The sequence below is a fragment of the Streptomyces sp. NPDC058291 genome, assembly GCF_042880855.1.
In the GTDB taxonomy this organism is placed as follows: Bacteria; Actinomycetota; Actinomycetes; order Streptomycetales; family Streptomycetaceae; genus Streptomyces.
Genome location: NZ_JBHVYK010000010.1, coordinates 22,464 through 40,069, shown reverse-complemented (window position 1 = coordinate 40,069; position 17,606 = coordinate 22,464). Strand labels below are relative to the sequence as shown.

The window sequence follows — 17,606 nt, the reverse complement described above, 5'->3', positions numbered from 1 at the left end:
ACGCCTGTCGGTCCGGCCGATAAAGAGATGGGCGAGCCGAAGCCGGGATGACAGGGTCGAGCGGGGGGTTTCGACGGGCCGGCCAGAGGGTGCCGCGGTGTTCGTCGCCGGTCGGCGGTTTCTCAGCCCCCGGCAAGGCGTGGGAATTTCCGAAATCGGGCACGTGGAGCCACTTTCGGGGGGCCGTTTCGCCGTACGCTGCCGCCCATGTGCGGAATCGTGGGATACGTGGGGTCTCAGTCGGCGCTCGACGTCGTCATGGCCGGACTGAAGCGGCTGGAGTACCGGGGCTATGACTCGGCGGGCGTCGCCGTGCCGGCCGACGGGGGGCTCGCCGCGGCGAAGAAGGCGGGCAAACTCGTCAATCTGGAGAAGGAGCTGACGGAACGGCCGCTGCCGGCCGGGACGACGGGCATCGGGCACACCCGGTGGGCCACGCACGGCGCGCCGACGGACGCCAACGCCCATCCTCATCTCGACAACGCCGGCCGGGTCGCCGTCGTGCACAACGGGATCATCGAGAACTTCGCCTCGCTGCGGGCCGAACTGGCCGAGCGCGGCCACGACCTGGTGTCCGAGACCGACACCGAGGTGGTGGCGCACCTGCTCGCCGAGGAGTTCTCGGTCACCGCCGATCTCGCCGAGGCCATGCGACTGGTGTGCCGACGGCTGGAAGGCGCGTTCACGCTGGTCGCGGTGCACGCCGACGAGCCGGACGTGGTGGTCGGCGCGCGCCGCAACTCCCCGCTGGTGGTGGGCGTCGGGGAGGGCGAGGCGTTCCTCGCCTCGGACGTCGCCGCGTTCATCGCCCATACGCGCTCGGCGATCGAGCTGGGGCAGGACCAGGTCGTCGAACTGCGCCGGGACGGCGTGACGGTCACCGGCTTCGACGGAACCGCCGCCGACGTGCGCGCCTACCACGTCGACTGGGACGCGTCGGCCGCCGAGAAGGGCGGCTACGACTACTTCATGCTCAAGGAGATCGCCGAGCAGCCCAAGGCCGCCGCCGACACGCTGCTGGGCCGCGTCGACGGCTCGGGGGCGCTGACCCTCGACGAGGTGCGGATCCCGGCAGCCGAACTGCGGGAGGTGGACAAGGTCGTCATCGTCGCGTGCGGCACGGCCTTCCACGCGGGCCTCATCGCCAAGTACGCCATCGAGCACTGGACGCGCATCCCCTGCGAGGTGGAGCTGGCGAGCGAGTTCCGCTACCGGGACCCCATCCTGGGCGCACGGTCGCTCGTCATCGCCATCTCGCAGTCCGGCGAGACGATGGACACCCTGATGGCGTTGCGGCACGCCCGCGAGCAGGGCTCCAAGGTGCTCGCCATCTGCAACACCAACGGATCGACGATCCCCCGTGAGTCGGACGCCGTGCTCTACACGCACGCCGGGCCCGAGGTGGCCGTCGCCTCCACCAAGGCGTTCCTGACGCAGCTGGTGGCGTGCTACCTGGTCGCCCTCTATCTGGCGCAGGTGCGCGGCGCCAAGTGGGCAGACGAGATCCGGGCGGTCGTGCGGGACCTCGCGCGGATGCCCGGCGAGGTCGAGCGGGTGCTGGAGACCATGGAGCCGGTGCGGGAGCTGGCCCGCTCGCTCGCCGGGAAGGACACGGTGCTGTTCCTCGGGCGGCACGTGGGCTACCCCGTCGCGCTGGAGGGAGCGCTCAAGCTGAAGGAGCTCGCCTACATGCACGCGGAGGGGTTCGCGGCAGGGGAGCTGAAGCACGGGCCCATCGCCCTCATCGAGGAGGACCTGCCGGTCGTGGTGGTGGTGCCCTCGCCGCGCGGGCGGTCCGTGCTGCACGACAAGATCGTGTCCAACATCCAGGAGATCCGGGCGCGGGGGGCGCGGACCATCGTGATCGCGGAGGAGGGGGACGAGGCGGTGGTGCCGTACGCCGACCATGTCGTGCGCATTCCCGTCACGCCGGTGCTGCTGCAGCCGCTGGTCGCGACGGTGCCGTTGCAGGTGTTCGCGTGCGAGCTGGCCACCGCGCGCGGCAACGAGGTCGATCAGCCGCGCAACCTGGCGAAGTCCGTGACGGTGGAGTGAACCGTGTGGAGCGGCCCGTGTGGAGTGAACCGTGTGGAGCGGCCCGTGTGGAGCGGCGGCCCGTCTGCCGGGCCGCTCCTGGATCGCCCGCGGCTGGTCCAGGAGCGGCCCGGGGCGGGCGTGTCAGCTCCGCCTGCGCGCCCTGCGGGCCGCGAACACCTTCCAGGTCGCGAAGACGAGCGGAAGCTCCATGATCCAGACGCCCACGACGGCGTCCCACTCGGGGTCGGCGGCCGAGGCCTCGTCACCCGTGATGACCGCGCACAGCAGGCCCCAGACCGCCGCGAGCAGGCCCACGAGCCACAGCGCGGTGGTCCAGCCCCAGGTGGAGCGGCCGCCGCCGGCCGGCGGGGCGGGGGTCCGCTCGCGCGGCTGGGGAACGGCCTCGGGCTCGCGGGCCGGCATCGGCACGGTCGCCTGCGGGGGCACCGCGGCGTCGAGCGCCGCGATGCGGTCCGGCGTCACGCCCCGGTACAAGGTCGGCTCGACGGTCACCGAGAAGCCGTCGTGGCCGGTGAGGGAGCGGGCGCCGTCGGGCCGGGCGGTCATCGCCGCACAGGCGTCGTAGCGGACCGTGATCGGGCCCCTCGGGGTCAGCAGGCTCACGCCCTCGGCGCCGATCACCAGGGTGACGTCCTCGTCCTCCAGGGACTGGTGACGGGTGCCGGTGACGGCGGCGGTCGAGCGCTGCGGGGCGAGCGTCAGGCCCGCCCAGTCGACGCCTCGGCCGGGTACCTGGAGGAGCGCGTCCCGCCACGCCTCCCGGGCGACCTCGCGCAGGTCCTGGACGGTCACCGCGTTGAGCTCCGCCTTGTGCTGCTCGGGGCTGAGGATGCGGTGCCCGAGCAGCAGGCTCAGCGCGTACGAGGGCAGGGTGGCGGCGCCCAGGTCGGGGTTGTCGTACACCTTGAGGAGCTTGCCGCGCACCGAGTCCAGCTCGGCCTGTTCGATGCGGCCCGCGCGCAGCCGGGCGAGGACGTCGACGAAGCCGCCGACGACCGCGTCCTGCTTCTTGGGGAGGGCGTCGGCGTAGGCCGTGAGGGTGGCGAAGTCGGCGTCGCGCGGGCTGTAGTCGGCCTCCGCGGAGTAGGAGTAGCCGCCCTCCTGGCGCAGGTCCTGGAAGAGGGCCCGGCCGAGCACGTCCGCGAAGACGGCGGCCGCGGTGGAGCGGCGCAGCACCGAGGTGAGGACGACATGGCCGTCGTCGCCGCTGATGTACGCGGGGGTGGTGGGCAGGGCGCTGGTCGCGACCGGCGCGGGGAAGCGGGAGCCCGCGGGCAGGGTGAGGTCCAGGCCGTCGGGGATGTGGTCGCTGGTGATCCACAGCACCGCGTTGTCCCTGGTGAAGCGGGTCTCGGCCCAGTGCCGGACCTGGTCGGGCGTGAGGCCCCAGGTGCCGAGCTCGGTGTAGCTGGACAGGCCGTAGCCCTGGGCGCCGTACCGCCACAGCGGCATCTGCTGCCGGGCGCCGCCGCGGCCGGCCGCCTCCGTGCGCAGGATCTCCTTCTCGGTCTCCAGCCGCTGCATCGGCAGGTCCCGCAGGCCGGCGCACACGCTGTTGAGGTACTCGACGACCTCCGCCTCGCTGCCGGTGACGTGGAAGAGGGTGTACGCGTTCGCCGTCGCACCGTTGTAGTGCAGGTCGGACAGGCCGAGGCGGTGCAGGGCGAGGTGCTCGACGAGGTGCGTGACGCCGGCGGTGGCCAGCGTCTCGTCGGCGCGGCCCACCCGGAAGAAGAGACCGGCGGTGATCTCGTTGCCGGAGGAGGGCGCGTAGAGGGCGGGAATGCCGTCGACGCTGGTGTGCGAGACCAGGCCGTCCAGGGCGGCGAGGCCGTCGGGCCCGTCGGAGCCGTGGACGGGGTCGTGCTGGTGCAGGTCCGTGGTCATCGGACGCCTCCTCGGGTGTCCAGCGCGGCCTTGCGGCACTTGAGGAACGACGACGTCTTGTCGGGCAGGTAATACCAGGGGGACTCCGACGCGCGGTCGCCGAGGAACGCGAAGTGCGGGGCCGCGTCCGCCCAGTGGTTGCCGAGCGAGAAGGCGAACGCGAAGGCGTTGTGCGCGCCGATCGAGTTCCAGTCGGGCCGGTGGGCGGGGTGCAGCACGGACACCTGGGCGGCGTACCGCAGGTCGTCACGGACCGACGGAGTGCGCATGTAGGCGGCGTCCTCGCCGCTGTCCAGGTCCAGCCAGCGCTCGATGTGCGCGAGAGCGACCAGGGCGGCGGAGTTCGAACCGTCGGGGGCGGCGGTCGCGCACTCGCGCGCGAACCCGTGCGCCGCCTCCCAGGAGCCGCCCCACTTCGGGCACACCTGCTGCAGCAGCTGCGTCTGGGCCCGGTAGTGGTGCGGATGGCGGGCGGACAGCCGGTCGTAGCGGCGGCGCGCCTCGGCCTGCCCCAGCTGCAGGCCGCGCGCGGTCATCAGCCGGGCGGTCCACGCGGGCGCGTGGTCGGGATGCTCGGCGCAGACCTCGATCAGCAGCTGCTCGGCCCGCCGCAGCCAGTCGTGGAACTGGGCGAACTGGTCCTGCGAGACGTGCTGGGCGCGGGCGCCGCTGCGGATGTCCCAGCCGATGTAGACGTACCGCTCGGCGAGCAGCGCGCGCGGCAGCGGATCGCCGGGGTCTTCGGCGACCGCCCGCTCCAGAAGGTTCTCGACGCCGGCGATGTCGGCGAGGAGGCTGGAGGCCGAGGCGAGCTCGTCGACCGAGGCGAGCCCCGCGAAGAACGCCCGCACGGCCGGCCAGTCCCCGGCCTGCGCGGCGGTGCGCAGCGGGATCAGCTCGGGTGTGTTGTCGTACGGGTCGAAGGTCGGCCCCGAAGAACTCGGCGGTCCGCCGCTGGTCGTGCCGTTGATGGTGCTGGTCATGCCTCCGCCCCCTGGCGTCGCTGTCCGCGGCGCGCGGGCTGGCCCCCCAGGGCGCGCGGCGGTGAACGTCTGCTTCGACTTGACGTGATCAAGTCGCCGCAGGCTAGCAGCAGGCGCTGACAACGCGGCCTTAGGGTGCTCGGCATGAGCATCATCGGGGTCGGTATCGACGTGGCCGAGATCGAGCGGTTCGCGGCGTCGCTGGAACGGACGCCGGGGCTCGCCCGACGCCTCTTCCTGGAGAGCGAGTTGCTGCTGCCCGGCGGCGGCCGCAGGGGAGCCGCCTCGCTGGCGGCGCGGTTCGCCGCGAAGGAGGCGCTCGCCAAGGCGCTGGGAGCCCCGCCCGGGCTGCTGTGGACCGACGCGGAGGTGTACGTCGAGGAGAGCGGGCGGCCCCGGCTGCGGGTGCGCGGGAGCGTCGCCGCGCGCGCGGCCGAACTGGGCGTCACGGGATGGCATGTGTCGCTGAGTCATGACGCGGGCGTGGCCTCGGCCGTGGTGGTGGCCGAGGGCTGAGCCGAGCGCGTGCGGCGGTGGCACGGACCGGGGCAGACTCGACGTATGCGTACTGCCTACTGTGTCGAGACCGTCCGTCGCGCCGAACGGGAACTGATGGCCCGGCTCCCGGAGGGGGCCCTGATGCAGCGGGCCGCCGCCGGGCTCGCCGCCGCCTGCGCCGACCTGCTGGGGCGGGTGTACGGGCGACGGGTCGTGTTGCTGGTCGGCAGCGGGGACAACGGAGGCGACGCCCTGTACGCCGGCGCCCGGCTCGCGCGGCGCGGTGCGGGCGTCGCCGCGGTGCTCCTGGCGCCGGGGCGCGCGCACGAGGGCGGGCTGGCGGCGCTGCTCCGCGCCGGGGGACGCACGGTGGCGTCCGGCGGGGCCGAGGAGGCCGTCCGGCGGGCGGACCTCGTGCTCGACGGGATCGTCGGGATCGGCGGCAAGGGCGGGCTGCGGCCCGAGGCGGCCGCGCTGGCCGAGCTCGTCGCCGGGTCCCGGGCCGCCGTCGTCGCCGTCGACCTGCCCAGCGGCGTCGACGCCGACACCGGGGAGGTGCCCGGCAGCGCGATCCGCGCCGACCTGACGGTCACCTTCGGCGCCCACAAACCGGCTCTGCTGGTCGACCCCGCCCGGGAGTACGCGGGGTCGGTGCGGCTCGTCGACATCGGGCTCGGGGCCGTGCTGCCCGCCGACCCTGAACTGGAGGCCCTGCAGCACGCCGACGTGGCCGCCCTGCTGCCGACGCCGGGCGGCGAGAGCGACAAGTACCGGCGGGGCGTCGTCGGGATCGCCGCCGGGTCCGCCCGTTATCCGGGGGCGGCCGTGCTGGCCGTGGCGGGGGCGCTGCGCGGCGGGGCGGGGGCCGTGCGGTACGTCGGTCCGGCCGGGGACGCGGTCCTGGCGCGGTTCCCCGAGACGCTCGTGTCCGACCGCGGGCCCGAGCAGGCCGGGCGGGTGCAGGCGTGGGTCGTCGGTCCGGGGGCCGGGGACGACGCGGGGACGGTGGCGCAGGTGCTGGCCGCCGAGGTGCCGGTGCTCGTCGACGCCGACGGGCTGCGGCTCGCGGACGCCGCCGCGGTGCGCGGCCGTACCGCGCCGACGCTGATGACGCCGCACGCCGGGGAGGCGGCCGCGTTGCTGGGGGTGACGCGCGAGGAGGTGGAGCGGGCCCGGCTGGCCGCGGCGCGCGAGCTGGCGGCGCGGTACGGAGCGACCGTGCTGCTGAAGGGCTCGACGACGCTGGTCGCGGACGCGGGGGGCGCGGGCGCGGTGCGGGTGAACGCCACGGGGACGGCCTGGCTGGCCACGGCCGGCAGCGGGGACGTCCTGTCCGGCCTCGCGGGATCGCTGCTGGCGTCCGGACTGAGCGCACGGGACGCGGGAAGCGCGGGGGCGTATCTGCACGGCCTGGCCGGTCGCTTCGCGGCCCACGGGGCGCCGGTGGGCGCCCACGACGTGGCGGAGACGATCCGCGAGGCCTGGCGGGATGTGCGGGAGGTACGGGACCCGTGGGGCCGATGAGGGTCGGTGTTCCGGCACGCGGGATCCGCGGGGCCGATGAGGGGGAGGTACGGGATCCGCGGGGCCGATGAGGGCCGGGCTTCCGGCACGGCCTTCCGCACCTCCTGATTGCGCGTCCGACGACCGGGACGATCGGGCTCCTCCGCGGCGCGACCGCTTCCTGCGACCGGGGCCGGGTCCGGGCCGGGTTCGGAGGCGGGGTCCGTGTCGGGTCCGGGGCCGGGTCCGGGTTCGATTCGGAGGCCGGGTCCGCGTTCGGGGCCGGGTTCGGAGGCCGGGGCCGGGTTCGGAGGCCGGGGCCGGGTTCGGAGTGGGGGCCGGGTCCGGGGCCGGGTCCGGGGCCGCCGTAAGGGTGACCCCGCCGCGCGCCGGTCCCGGCCCTCGGCGCGGTCGCGTTTGGCTGATCGGATGATGAGAACACGAGTCGCAGCCGCCCTCCTGGCCGCCGCGTCCCTGCTGCCCCTGGCGGGCGCCGCCCGTGCCGCCCCCGCGCCGCCCGACTCCGAGACCCGGCTCGTGCCCGGTGTGCCGCCGGGGATGTACCGGCCCTGGCAGATCGACACCCCTGACCAGGTGCTCGCGCCCACGGTGTACGAGCCGACCGCCGCCGAGGACGCCGTCGAACCCCCCGACGCCGCCCCGGGGACGTACGCGCTGGTCGAGTACGTGCCGCTGGCGGAGATCGCGACCCGCACGGCCTGCACCGGGCGCACCGGGCCGTATCAGCGGGCGGTCGAGCGATGGCTCGGACGGACGGCGGACGGCAAGCAGTCGGCCGCCGACTGCAAGGCGATCCGCGCCTTCCAGCTCAGTCAGGGGATCACCCCCGCGATCGGCTTCGCGGGGCCCGTCACCTGGGCGCGGATGCAGCTCGTCGCCGCGCGTGGGAACCCCAACGCGGCGAAGAAGTGCCCGGTGCGCTCGTACCGGGTCGCGTGCGTCGACCTCGACCGCCAGCTCACCTGGGTGCAGAAGGGGACGAAGGTCGTCTTCGGGCCCGTGTCCATGCGCAGCGGCCGGGTCGCCCACCCCACCCGCAAGGGGTGGCACACCATTTACTGGCGGCACAAGAACCATGTGTCCACCCTGTACGGCACCCCCATGCCCTACGCCCAGTTCTTCGACGGCGGGGAGGCCTTCCACGCCGTGTACGGAACCATCCACACCACCATCGGCTCCATGGGCTGCGTCAACCTCACCCTCGGCGACGCCCGCACTCTGTGGGGCGTGCTGAAGAAGGGCGACCGGGTCTACGTGTGGGGGCGGCGGCCCGGTACCTGAGGGGCGGTCCGGGCGCTCTGAGACACTGGGCGCGATGAGTGAGACTGCCGACCCGCCCGCCGCCCCGTCGCGTGCCCGTGCCGAGATCGACCTGGCCGCGCTGCGGGCCAACGTGCGCACCCTGCGCGCCAAGGCGCCGGGAGCGGCGTTCATGGCCGTGGTGAAGGCCGACGGTTACGGACACGGGGCCCTGCCGTGCGCCCGCGCGGCCGTCGAGGCCGGCGCCACCTGGGTGGGCGCCGCCACCCCCGAGGAGGCGCTGGCGCTGCGCGCGGACGGCGCCCTGCCGTCCGACGTCAGGGTCATGTGCTGGCTGTGGACGCCGGGCGGCCCATGGCGGGAAGCCGTCGAGGCCGACGTCGACGTGTCCGTGAGCGGGCTGTGGGCCCTGCGCGAGGTCGAACAGGCGGCCCGCGCCGCCGGCCGGCCGGCCCGCGTGCAGCTCAAGGCCGACACCGGACTCGGACGCAACGGATGCCAGCCCGCCGACTGGCCCGAGCTCGTCGCACAGGCGCTGCGCGCCGAACGCGAGGGGCTGCTCCGGATCACCGGCCTGTGGTCGCACCTCGCCTGCGCCGACGAGCCCGGGCACCCTTCCGTCGCCCTCCAGCTCGGCCGTTTCCACGAGATGACGGCCCACGCCGAGGAAGCGGGCGTACGGCCCGAGGTGCGGCACATCGCCAACTCCCCGGCCACGCTCACCGTCCCGGAGACCCACCTCGACCTCGTCCGCCCGGGCATCGCGATGTACGGCCTCTCGCCCGCCCCCGAGCTGGGCTCCTCCGCCGACCTCGGGCTGCGCCCGGTGATGACCCTCGCGGCCCCCCTGGCCCTGGTCAAGCAGGTCCCGGGCGGCCACGGCGTGAGCTACGGCCACCACTACGTCACCCCGGGAGAGACGACGCTGGGGCTGGTCCCCCTCGGGTACGCCGACGGCGTGCCGCGGCACGCCTCCGGGACCGGCCCGGTGCTGGTCGGCGGCAAGTGGCGGACGGCCGCCGGACGCATCGCCATGGACCAGTTCGTCGTCGACCTCGGCGGCGACGACCCCGGGCCCGGAGCCGAGGCGGTCCTCTTCGGCCCCGGCGACCGCGGCGAGCCCACCGCGCAGGACTGGGCGCAGGCGGCCGGAACCATCGGATACGAGATCGTCACGCGCATCGGAGTGCGGGTTCCCCGCGTCTATGTGAATGAATGACGCGTTCGGCGCCCGTGTCAGGTGAATGCGCAACGAGACGGGTAACCGGCAGTCAGGTGACGGACATCGGCCGAAGAGGGAGCGGTACGTGAGCGAGAGCAGCGCGGAGGTGGTGGCGAGCGGCGCGGAGGCGATGGCGAGCGCCGCCACGGCGGTCGTCGCCGCCTCCGCCACGGGGGCGGCCGGAAGCTGGCGCCGGGCGACCGGCGTCGCCGGCGCCGCGATAGGCGTGATCGCCGCGGGCGCCGCCGCCGGGGTCGCCCTGGAGCGGATGACGGTCGGGCGCGGCATGCGGGCGAAGGCCCGGCTCGCCCTGGACTCGGCGGGGCCCTACGGCGGCCTGCGGGGCGCCCCGGGCAGGGCGTACGCCGACGACGGCACCGAGCTCTACTACGAGGTCGACGAGGCCGAGCCGCAGGGCGGTCCGGCGAACCGGCGGCGCAGGCTGTTCGGGCGCAAGGCGCCGCTCCCCGTCACCGTGGTCTTCAGCCACGGCTACTGCCTCAACCAGGACTCCTGGCACTTCCAGCGGGCGGCCCTTCGGGGGGTCGTGCGGACCGTGCACTGGGACCAGCGCAGCCACGGCCGTTCGGGACGCGGCGCCGCCCAGACCCGGGACGGCGCCCCGGTCACCATCGACCAGCTGGGGCGCGATCTGAAGGCGGTCCTCGACGCGGCCGTGCCGGAGGGGTTGATCGTGCTGGTCGGGCACTCCATGGGCGGGATGACGGTGATGGCCCTGGCCGCGCTGTACCCCGAACTGATACGGGACCGCGTGGTGGCCACCGCCTTCGTCGGCACCTCGTCCGGGCGGCTCGGCGAGGTCAACTTCGGGCTTCCGGTCGCGGGCGTGAACGCCGTGCGGCGGGTGCTGCCGGGCGTGCTGAAGGCCCTCGGGCAGCAGGCGGCCCTGGTGGAGAAGGGGCGGCGGGCCACCGCCGATCTGTTCGCCGGGATCATCAAGCGGTACTCGTTCGCGTCGCGGGACGTGGATCCGGCCGTGGCGAGGTTCGCCGAGCGGATGATCGAGGGCACGCCGATCGACGTGGTCGCCGAGTTCTACCCGGCGTTCACCGACCACGACAAGACCGACGCGCTGGCCTGCTTCACGGACCTGCCGGTGCTGGTGCTGGCCGGGATCGGGGACCTGGTCACGCCGAGCGAGCACAGCGAGGCCATCGCCGACCTGCTGCCGGACGCCGAGCTGGTGCTCGTGCCGGACGCCGGGCACCTGGTGATGCTGGAACACCCCGAAGTCGTCACCGACCGGCTCGCCGACCTGCTCACCCGTGCGGGCGCCGTGCCGGCAGGAGCTACCGTGAACGGTTATGGAAGCACCAGCAGCACCGCACAGCCCCGCTGAGTCCGGGGCCGCGGAGAACCGCGTGGACATCGTCGTCGACTCCCCCGAGGCGATGGGGGACATGGGCCGTCGTCTGGCCGGGCTGTTGCGCGCCGGCGATCTCGTGATGCTCAGCGGAGAACTCGGAGCGGGCAAGACGACGCTCACCCGCGGACTCGGCGAGGGGCTCGGGGTCCGGGGCGCGGTCACCTCGCCGACCTTCGTGATCGCCCGGGTGCACCCCTCGCTCGCCGGGGGGCCGCCGCTCGTCCACGTCGACGCGTACCGCCTGGGCGGCGGACTCGACGAGATGGAGGACCTCGACCTCGACGTCTCGCTGCCCGACTCGGTGATCGTCGTGGAGTGGGGCGAGGGCAAGGTCGAGGAGCTGACCGACGACCGGCTGCACATCCGCATCCACCGCGCCGTCGGTGACACCTCCGACGAGGTGCGCCAGGTGACGGTGACGGGCCTGGGGGAGCGGTGGGCCGCGGCGGACCTCGGCGCGCTTTCGGCCTGACGCCCGCCCTGACGCCTGCCTGACGTTCCCGCCCGCCGTCCTGAACGCCGTCGGCCGGAGCCCCGGCCGGCGAGTCGTGAATATTCCGACAGGACGTCGGCAAGATGTTGCGTCCGGCGTCTTCTCCGTGGTCACATGGTATCGACTTCGTAGTTAGGTGTACCTAACCACATCCGCCCCCGAACCGCAGGAGGCGTTCATGCCGGTCCCCGAGCCCACGCCCCGGCCTTCGCGGCCGTCCCCGCTCGCCGGTGTGTCGATGCGCGACCTGCTGGCCTCCTGCGCGGCCGCGGAAGCCGTGTCGACGCCGCCGCGACTGCCCGACCCGGCGCTCGCGAGAACCCCGCCCCACCCGCACCGCACGGCCGCCTGAGGCCCGCGCAGGGCCCCGAGGGCCACTCCTGCGGACGACTTCCGCGGACGGCCGGGGCGGAGCGCCCTACGGGATCACGACGATCCCCCGGCCGATCGTCGCGAACGTCCACATCGCGGCGCCGTCCGCCACGGTCTCCCGGATGCCGCCGGTCCGCACCGTCGGGTCGGGCTCCGGCATCGAGCCGTCCAGCGCCGCGCTGAAGCCGATCGTCGCCCCCTGCACTGCGGTGAAGCGGACGACGTGCTCGATGGGGGTGCCGTCGGTGCCGGTGACCGCGCCCGACCGGGACGTGACGACGTAGCTGCCCGGAAGCGGGTCCACGCTCCCGGGGGCGACCTTGAACGTCCGGGTGACCACGTCGTCCGGTCCGACCAGCCAGACCCGGTCGTCGTCCAGCGAGTACACGACCCGCTCGCCCACGCCGGAGCCGGCCGGCAACGCGGCCGGATGCCGCCCGTCCCGGGGGGCCTTCTGCGCCGGACTCGCGCCGCGCTGCCCCCCGGCCGGGGCGGCGGGCGCGCTCGCCGAGGCCTGGAAGGCGAGGAACGCGACCGCCGCCAGGGCCGCCGCGGTGAGCCCGGCCACGAAAGTCGAGCTGGTGCTTGGCATCGCCGACCGTCCTGTCTGTCCTGTACGTCACGTTTCGCGGCGACGTTAGCAGCGATCGGGCCTTCGGCCGCCGCGGCCGTTTCCGGGGCACGGGAGCCGTAGGCTGTTCGCGTGCTCTTGCTCGCTCTGGATACCGCCACCCCCGCCGTCACCGTCGCGCTGCACGACGGCACGGACGTCGTCGCCTCCTCCGCCCAGGTGGACGCGCGCCGGCACGGTGAGCTGCTGCTGCCCGCCGTCGACCGACTGCTCGCCGGAGCCGGGCTCCGGCTCGACGCCGTCACCGGCATCGTCGTCGGCGTCGGACCCGGCCCCTACACCGGGCTGCGCGTCGGCCTGATGACCGCCGACACCTTCGGACTCGCGCTCGGCGTCCCCGTGCACGGCCTGTGCACGCTCGACGGGCTCGCCTACGCCTCCGACCTGCAAGGGCCGTTCGTCGTGGCGACGGACGCCCGCCGCAAGGAGGTCTACTGGGCCCGCTACGCCGACTCCCGCACGCGCCTCACGGGCCCGGCCGTGGACCGGCCCGCCGACATCGCCGACGAGGTGGCGGGGCTGCCCGCCGTCGGCGCGGGCGCGCTGCTGTACCCCGACGCCTTCCCGAACGCGCACGAACCCGAGCACGTCTCCGCCGCGGCGCTCGCGGGTCTCGCGGCCGAGCGGCTGGCCGCTGGCGAGGAGCTCCCGGCCCCGCGCCCGTTGTACCTGCGCCGGCCCGACGCCCAGGTGCCGAAGAACTACAAGGTGGTCACCCCCAAGTGACGGAGACCGACGACCGGCCCGGGCGGCCCGTGCTGCGCGAGATGCGCTGGTGGGACATCGAGCGCGTGCTGGAACTGGAGAAGGACCTCTTTCCCGAGGACGCCTGGTCGCGGGGCATGTTCTGGTCCGACCTGGCCCACGCCCGCGGCCCCGAGGCGACCCGGCGCTACGTCGTCGCCGTCGACCGGCGCGACGCCGGCGGGAGCGACGGCGACACCGACGGCGAGCGGATCGTCGGGTACGCCGGTCTGGCCGCCGCGGGGGACCTCGCCGACGTCCAGACCATCGCCGTCGCCCGCGACCACTGGGGCACCGGCCTCGGCGGCCGGCTGCTGACGGAACTGCTGCGCGCGGCGACCGCGTTCGAGTGCGCCGAGGTCATGCTGGAGTGCCGGATCGACAACGTCCGCGCCCAGAAGCTCTACGAGCGCTTCGGCTTCGAGGCCATCGGCTTCCGCCGCGGCTACTACCAGCCGGGGAACGTGGACGCCCTGGTGATGCGCCTGACCGACCCGACGAAATCCGTAGCCGGAACACAAGGAACCGAGACCCATGGCTGACGAACCCCTCGTTCTGGGGATCGAGACCTCCTGCGACGAGACCGGCGTCGGCGTCGTGCGCGGCACGACCCTGCTGGCCGACGCGATCGCCTCCAGCGTCGACGAGCACGCCCGCTTCGGCGGCGTCGTGCCCGAGGTGGCCTCCCGGGCCCACCTGGAGGCGATGGTCCCCACCATCGACCGGGCGCTGAAGGAAGCGGGAGTGAGCCCGAGGGACCTCGACGGCATCGCGGTCACGGCCGGCCCCGGCCTCGCCGGCGCGCTGCTGGTCGGCGTCTCGGCCGCGAAGGCGTACGCCTACGCCCTCGGCAAGCCCCTCTACGGCGTGAACCACCTCGCCTCGCACATCTGCGTCGACCAGCTGGAGCACGGCGCGCTGCCCGAGCCGACGATGGCCCTGCTGGTGTCCGGCGGCCACTCCTCGCTGCTGCTGTCCACCGACATCACCTCCGACGTCCGCCCGATGGGCGCGACCATCGACGACGCGGCGGGCGAGGCGTTCGACAAGATCGCCCGGGTGCTGAACCTGGGCTTCCCGGGCGGCCCGGTCATCGACCGCTACGCCCGCGAGGGCGACCCGACGGCCATCGCGTTCCCGCGCGGTCTCACCGGCCCGCGCGACCCGGCGTACGACTTCTCCTTCTCCGGGCTGAAGACGTCGGTGGCCCGCTGGATCGAGGCGAAGCGGGCGGCGGGCGAGGAGGTGCCGGTGCGGGACGTGGCGGCCTCCTTCCAGGAGGCGGTCGTCGACGTCCTGACCCGCAAGGCCGTTCGGGCCTGCAAGGACGAGGGCGTCGACCACCTGATGATCGGCGGCGGCGTGGCCGCGAACACCCGGCTGCGGGCCCTGGCCCAGGAGCGCTGCGAGGCGGCCGGCATCCGGCTGCGCGTGCCGCGTCCCAAGCTGTGCACGGACAACGGCGCGATGGTGGCGGCGCTCGGCGCGGAGATGGTGGCCCGGGGGCGGGCGGCGTCCGCCTGGGACCTGTCGGCGGACTCCTCGCTGCCGGTGACGGAGCCGCACGTGCCGGGCCGCCCGCACGATCACGACCATGTGCACGAGACCGCCAAGGACAACCTGTACTCATGAGGATCACGCGGTGAGCGTCGCGCTGATGTGGGAGGCCCGGGCGGTCCCCGGCCGGGGCGGGGAACTGCTGGCCTGGGCGCGGGCCCGGGAACTGACGCCACGGCCCCGGCGCCGGGAGACCTTCCGGGGCCCGCAGGACCGGGTGCTGGTGATCACCTGGTGGGACGCCGGGTACGACGACACCGGACTCCCCGAACTCCCGGAACCCGACGCCGGGTTGGTGACCCGACCGGTCCACCGGTGGCGATTCGAGCCGGTGGACGACGACGCGTGACGACGACGCGTGACGCGGCGCGTTGCGGCGGCGCCCGGCGGCGGTGACCGCCCCCCGGCCGCCGGGGCGGCGGCCACGGCGACGCCGGGCAGCCGTGCACGCGCCGCGTGATGGCCGGATGCGGGCGGTGGAGCGGAGAGGAGGGCTTTCCGGCCTGCGCGTGAACTCGCGTCCGCACCTCAGTCGCGCAGCACGTTCACCTCGCAGTGCAGCCGCCGCTCGACGCCCACCTCGCGCACCGGTCCGTCCAGCCGCACCCGGGCCACCTCCCGCACGTCCGCGCTGGACGCCCCCAACCGCAGCTCCAGCGCTCCCGGTTCGACGATCCGCCGGCCCGCACGGTCGGTGAACGCCGACAGGTCGGCGTGGAAGCGGAACGCGACCCGGGCCGACTCGCCCGCCGCCAGCTCCAGCCGGCGGTAGCCGATCAGCCGGACGTCGGGCCGGGTCACGCTCGCCACCGGGTCGTGTAGGTACAGCTGCACGACCTCCGCGCCCGCCCGGTCGCCGGTGTTGCGGACGGTGACGGCCACGTCGTACGAGCCGTCCGTCGCGATCTCCGCGTCGGGGCCGGTGAAGTCCTCCCAGACGAACGCCGTGTACGAGCGGCCGTGGCCGAAGGGGTACAGCGGGGTCGGGTCCAGGCTGCTGACCTCGCCCGCCAGGCCCAGCGGCGGCTGGAGGTAGGTCCAGGGCTGGCCGCCCGGCACGCGCGGCACGCTCACCGGGAGGCGGCCCGAGGGGTTCACCCGGCCCGACAGGACGCCCGCCACCGCCGGACCGCCCTCCTCGCCCGGGAAGAACGCCTGGACGACCGCCCCCAGCCGTCCGTGCCAGCGGCCCAGCGCGTACGGGCGGCCGGTGAGCAGGACGAGGACGACCGGAACGCCCGTCGCCACCAGGGCGTCCAGCAGCTCGCCCTGGACGCCCGGCAGGCTGAGGTCGGCCACGTCGCAGCCCTCGCCCGAGGTGCCCCGGCCGAACAGGCCGGCCCGGTCGCCGAGGACGGCCACGCACACGTCCGCCTCCGCCGCGCGCGCGACGGCCTCCGTGAAGCCGGACGGGTCCGGGTCGGAGACCCCGCACCCTTCCGTGAACGTCACCTTCGCGTCGGGGAGTTCGGCCCGCAGCGACTCCAGCAGAGTCGGGATCTCGATGCCCGTCTCCACCTCGGGGTGGTGCGGGAGGACGTGGGAGGGGAAGGAGTAGCAGCCGAGCATCGCCAGGGCGTCCGCCGCCCGCGGGCCGACGACCGCGATCCGGGTGTCGGGCGCCAGGGGCAGCAGACCGTCGGGATTGTCGAGCAGCACCACCGACTCCTCCGCGAGCCGGCGGGCCAGCACGCGGTTCGCCGCCGGGTCGAGGTCGACCGTCTCGGACGCCTCGGCCCGCCAGTCCTCGTCGAGCAGGCCCAGTTCGCACTTCTGGAGCAGGACCCGGCGGGCCGCCCGGTCCACCAAGTCCTCCCCGACCTCGCCCGCCCGGACGGCCGTGACCAGCGACGCGCCGTAGTACTGCACCGTGGGCAGCTCGACGTCGACGCCGGCCGTCAGGGCGAGGCCGGCCGTCTGCGCGCGGGTGCCGGCCACCCGGTGCAGGGTCTGCAGGAAGCCGATGCCGAAGTAGTCGGCGACGACCGTGCCGGTGAAGCCCCACTCCTCGCGCAGGAGGCGGGTCAGCAGCTCGGGGTCGGCGGAGGCCGGGACGCCGTCGCGTTCGGTGTAGGCCGCCATCACCGAGCGGGCGCCGCCCTCGCGCAGCGCCATCTCGAACGGCGGCAGGGTGACGTCGGCGAACTCGCGGGTGCCCGCGCGCACGGGGGCCAGGTTGCGGGCCCCCGCCGAGGAGGCGTATCCGGCGAAGTGCTTGAGGGTGGCGACGATCCCGGCGGACTCCAGTCCGCGGACGTAGGCCGTGCCGACCGTGCCGACCAGGTACGGGTCCTCGCCGATCGTCTCCTCGACCCGTCCCCAGCGCGGGTCGCGGACGACGTCCAGCACGGGAGCCAGACCCTGGTGGACGCCGACCGCGCGCAGGTCGCGGCCGATCGCCCGGCCCATCTCCTCCACCAGCGGCGGGTCGAAGGCCGCGCCCCAGGCCAGCGGCACCGGGTAGGCGGTGGCCCGCCAGGCGGTGAAGCCGGCCAGGCACTCCTCGTGGGCGACCGCCGGGATGCCGAAGCGGCCGGCGGCGGCGATCCGCCGCTGGGCCAGGGCCAGGGCGCGGGCGCCGAGCGCGGGGTCCACGGGGGCGGTGCCGAAGGACCGGGTCAGCTGGCCGAGCCCGCGGGTGATCAGCTCGTCGTAGTCGTCGGCCGGGCCGGCGGCCATGTCGTGCTGGTGGGGGGCGACTCCGTCGCCGTCCGTCGCGGCGCCCACCCACACGCCGTACAGCTGGGCGGTCTTCTCCTCCAGGGTCATCCGGGAGAGGAGGTCGTCGACGCGGGCGGCGGCGGGCAGGGCGGGGTCACGCCAGGGGGCGGTGGTCATGAAACTCCTGTCAGAGGCCGGTGAGCCACCAGAGGGCCAGCGAATCCGGAGATCCTGTACGAGCGTTGTGCGAATGTTTCGATCTGTATCTCGAATGTTCCGGGAACCTATGGCGTCCTACCAGGTTCGTCAAGAGGTCCCGTGGCGATACG

At 74.5% G+C, this 17,606-nt stretch carries 16 protein-coding genes; 12 read left to right on the top strand and 4 right to left on the bottom strand.

Translation table 11 applies throughout. The features are described 5' to 3' along the window. Positions 1 to 207 precede the first annotated feature (207 nt). The gene (gene glmS / locus ACFVYK_RS07360) at positions 208 to 2,055 is read left to right on the top strand and encodes a glutamine--fructose-6-phosphate transaminase (isomerizing) (protein ID WP_389769736.1); all 1,848 of its coding nucleotides are present in this window, start codon (positions 208 to 210) and stop codon (positions 2,053 to 2,055) included. Between the two features lie 123 nt (positions 2,056 to 2,178). Here glmS and ACFVYK_RS07355 read toward each other — a convergent pair whose 3' ends face one another. Then, positions 2,179 to 3,945: a M16 family metallopeptidase gene (locus ACFVYK_RS07355; RefSeq protein ID WP_389769734.1), complete on the bottom strand. Its 1,767-nt coding sequence runs from the start codon at positions 3,943 to 3,945 to the stop codon at positions 2,179 to 2,181. Continuing rightward, positions 3,942 to 4,928: a hypothetical protein gene (locus tag ACFVYK_RS07350; RefSeq protein WP_389769731.1), complete on the bottom strand. Its 987-nt coding sequence runs from the start codon at positions 4,926 to 4,928 to the stop codon at positions 3,942 to 3,944. The genes ACFVYK_RS07355 and ACFVYK_RS07350 overlap by 4 nt, the downstream gene beginning before the upstream one ends. Positions 4,929 to 5,072: 144 nt before the next feature. On the opposite strand from ACFVYK_RS07350, the gene ACFVYK_RS07345 reads away from it, so the two are divergent. The 7 genes from ACFVYK_RS07345 (at position 5,073) to ACFVYK_RS07315 (ending at position 11,664) form a co-directional block, all read left to right on the top strand. Next, positions 5,073 to 5,444 carry a holo-ACP synthase gene (locus tag ACFVYK_RS07345; RefSeq protein WP_389769728.1) on the top strand — a complete coding sequence of 124 codons (372 nt, stop codon included), beginning with the start codon at positions 5,073 to 5,075 and terminating at the stop codon, positions 5,442 to 5,444. 45 nt (positions 5,445 to 5,489) lie between these two features. Beyond that, complete coding sequence (locus tag ACFVYK_RS07340; RefSeq protein WP_389769725.1) at positions 5,490 to 6,950, top strand: NAD(P)H-hydrate dehydratase; 1,461 nt, start codon at positions 5,490 to 5,492, stop codon at positions 6,948 to 6,950. Between the two features lie 411 nt (positions 6,951 to 7,361). Further along, on the top strand, positions 7,362 to 8,231 hold the full coding sequence (locus ACFVYK_RS07335; protein ID WP_389769932.1) for a L,D-transpeptidase family protein: 870 nt from the start codon (positions 7,362 to 7,364) through the stop codon (positions 8,229 to 8,231). 34 nt (positions 8,232 to 8,265) lie between these two features. Continuing rightward, on the top strand, positions 8,266 to 9,429 hold the full coding sequence (gene alr, locus ACFVYK_RS07330) for an alanine racemase (protein ID WP_389769722.1): 1,164 nt from the start codon (positions 8,266 to 8,268) through the stop codon (positions 9,427 to 9,429). A gap of 88 nt (positions 9,430 to 9,517) precedes the next feature. Next, positions 9,518 to 10,792: an alpha/beta fold hydrolase gene (locus ACFVYK_RS07325; protein ID WP_389769720.1), complete on the top strand. Its 1,275-nt coding sequence runs from the start codon at positions 9,518 to 9,520 to the stop codon at positions 10,790 to 10,792. Beyond that, on the top strand, positions 10,758 to 11,291 hold the full coding sequence (gene tsaE, locus ACFVYK_RS07320; RefSeq protein ID WP_389769717.1) for a tRNA (adenosine(37)-N6)-threonylcarbamoyltransferase complex ATPase subunit type 1 TsaE: 534 nt from the start codon (positions 10,758 to 10,760) through the stop codon (positions 11,289 to 11,291). Before ACFVYK_RS07325 ends, tsaE begins: the two co-directional genes overlap by 35 nt. 199 nt (positions 11,292 to 11,490) lie before the next feature. Further along, positions 11,491 to 11,664: a hypothetical protein gene (locus ACFVYK_RS07315; protein WP_389769714.1), complete on the top strand. Its 174-nt coding sequence runs from the start codon at positions 11,491 to 11,493 to the stop codon at positions 11,662 to 11,664. Between the two features lie 66 nt (positions 11,665 to 11,730). Here the strand turns inward: ACFVYK_RS07315 and ACFVYK_RS07310 are convergent, their stop codons facing one another. Beyond that, positions 11,731 to 12,276, bottom strand: coding sequence for a hypothetical protein (locus ACFVYK_RS07310; RefSeq protein WP_389769712.1), 546 nt, complete (start codon positions 12,274 to 12,276; stop codon positions 11,731 to 11,733). Positions 12,277 to 12,387: 111 nt separating this feature from the next. On the opposite strand from ACFVYK_RS07310, the gene tsaB reads away from it, so the two are divergent. Genes tsaB through ACFVYK_RS07290 form a run of 4 tightly spaced genes read left to right on the top strand, consistent with a single transcriptional unit; the run spans position 12,388 to position 14,965 of the window. Continuing rightward, a complete protein-coding gene (tsaB, locus tag ACFVYK_RS07305) occupies positions 12,388 to 13,041 on the top strand; it encodes a tRNA (adenosine(37)-N6)-threonylcarbamoyltransferase complex dimerization subunit type 1 TsaB (RefSeq protein WP_389769710.1) in 654 nt (217 codons plus the stop codon). A gap of 41 nt (positions 13,042 to 13,082) precedes the next feature. Beyond that, positions 13,083 to 13,601 carry a GNAT family N-acetyltransferase gene (locus ACFVYK_RS07300; protein WP_389769930.1) on the top strand — a complete coding sequence of 173 codons (519 nt, stop codon included), beginning with the start codon at positions 13,083 to 13,085 and terminating at the stop codon, positions 13,599 to 13,601. Continuing rightward, a complete protein-coding gene (gene tsaD, locus ACFVYK_RS07295; RefSeq protein WP_389769707.1) occupies positions 13,594 to 14,691 on the top strand; it encodes a tRNA (adenosine(37)-N6)-threonylcarbamoyltransferase complex transferase subunit TsaD in 1,098 nt (365 codons plus the stop codon). The genes ACFVYK_RS07300 and tsaD overlap by 8 nt, the downstream gene beginning before the upstream one ends. A gap of 10 nt (positions 14,692 to 14,701) precedes the next feature. Beyond that, the gene (locus ACFVYK_RS07290) at positions 14,702 to 14,965 is read left to right on the top strand and encodes a hypothetical protein (RefSeq protein WP_389769704.1); all 264 of its coding nucleotides are present in this window, start codon (positions 14,702 to 14,704) and stop codon (positions 14,963 to 14,965) included. 179 nt (positions 14,966 to 15,144) lie between these two features. Here ACFVYK_RS07290 and ACFVYK_RS07285 read toward each other — a convergent pair whose 3' ends face one another. Continuing rightward, positions 15,145 to 17,454, bottom strand: a complete 2,310-nt coding sequence (locus tag ACFVYK_RS07285) for a glycoside hydrolase family 3 N-terminal domain-containing protein (RefSeq protein WP_389769702.1) — start codon at positions 17,452 to 17,454, stop codon at positions 15,145 to 15,147. Positions 17,455 to 17,606: the final 152 nt, after the last annotated feature.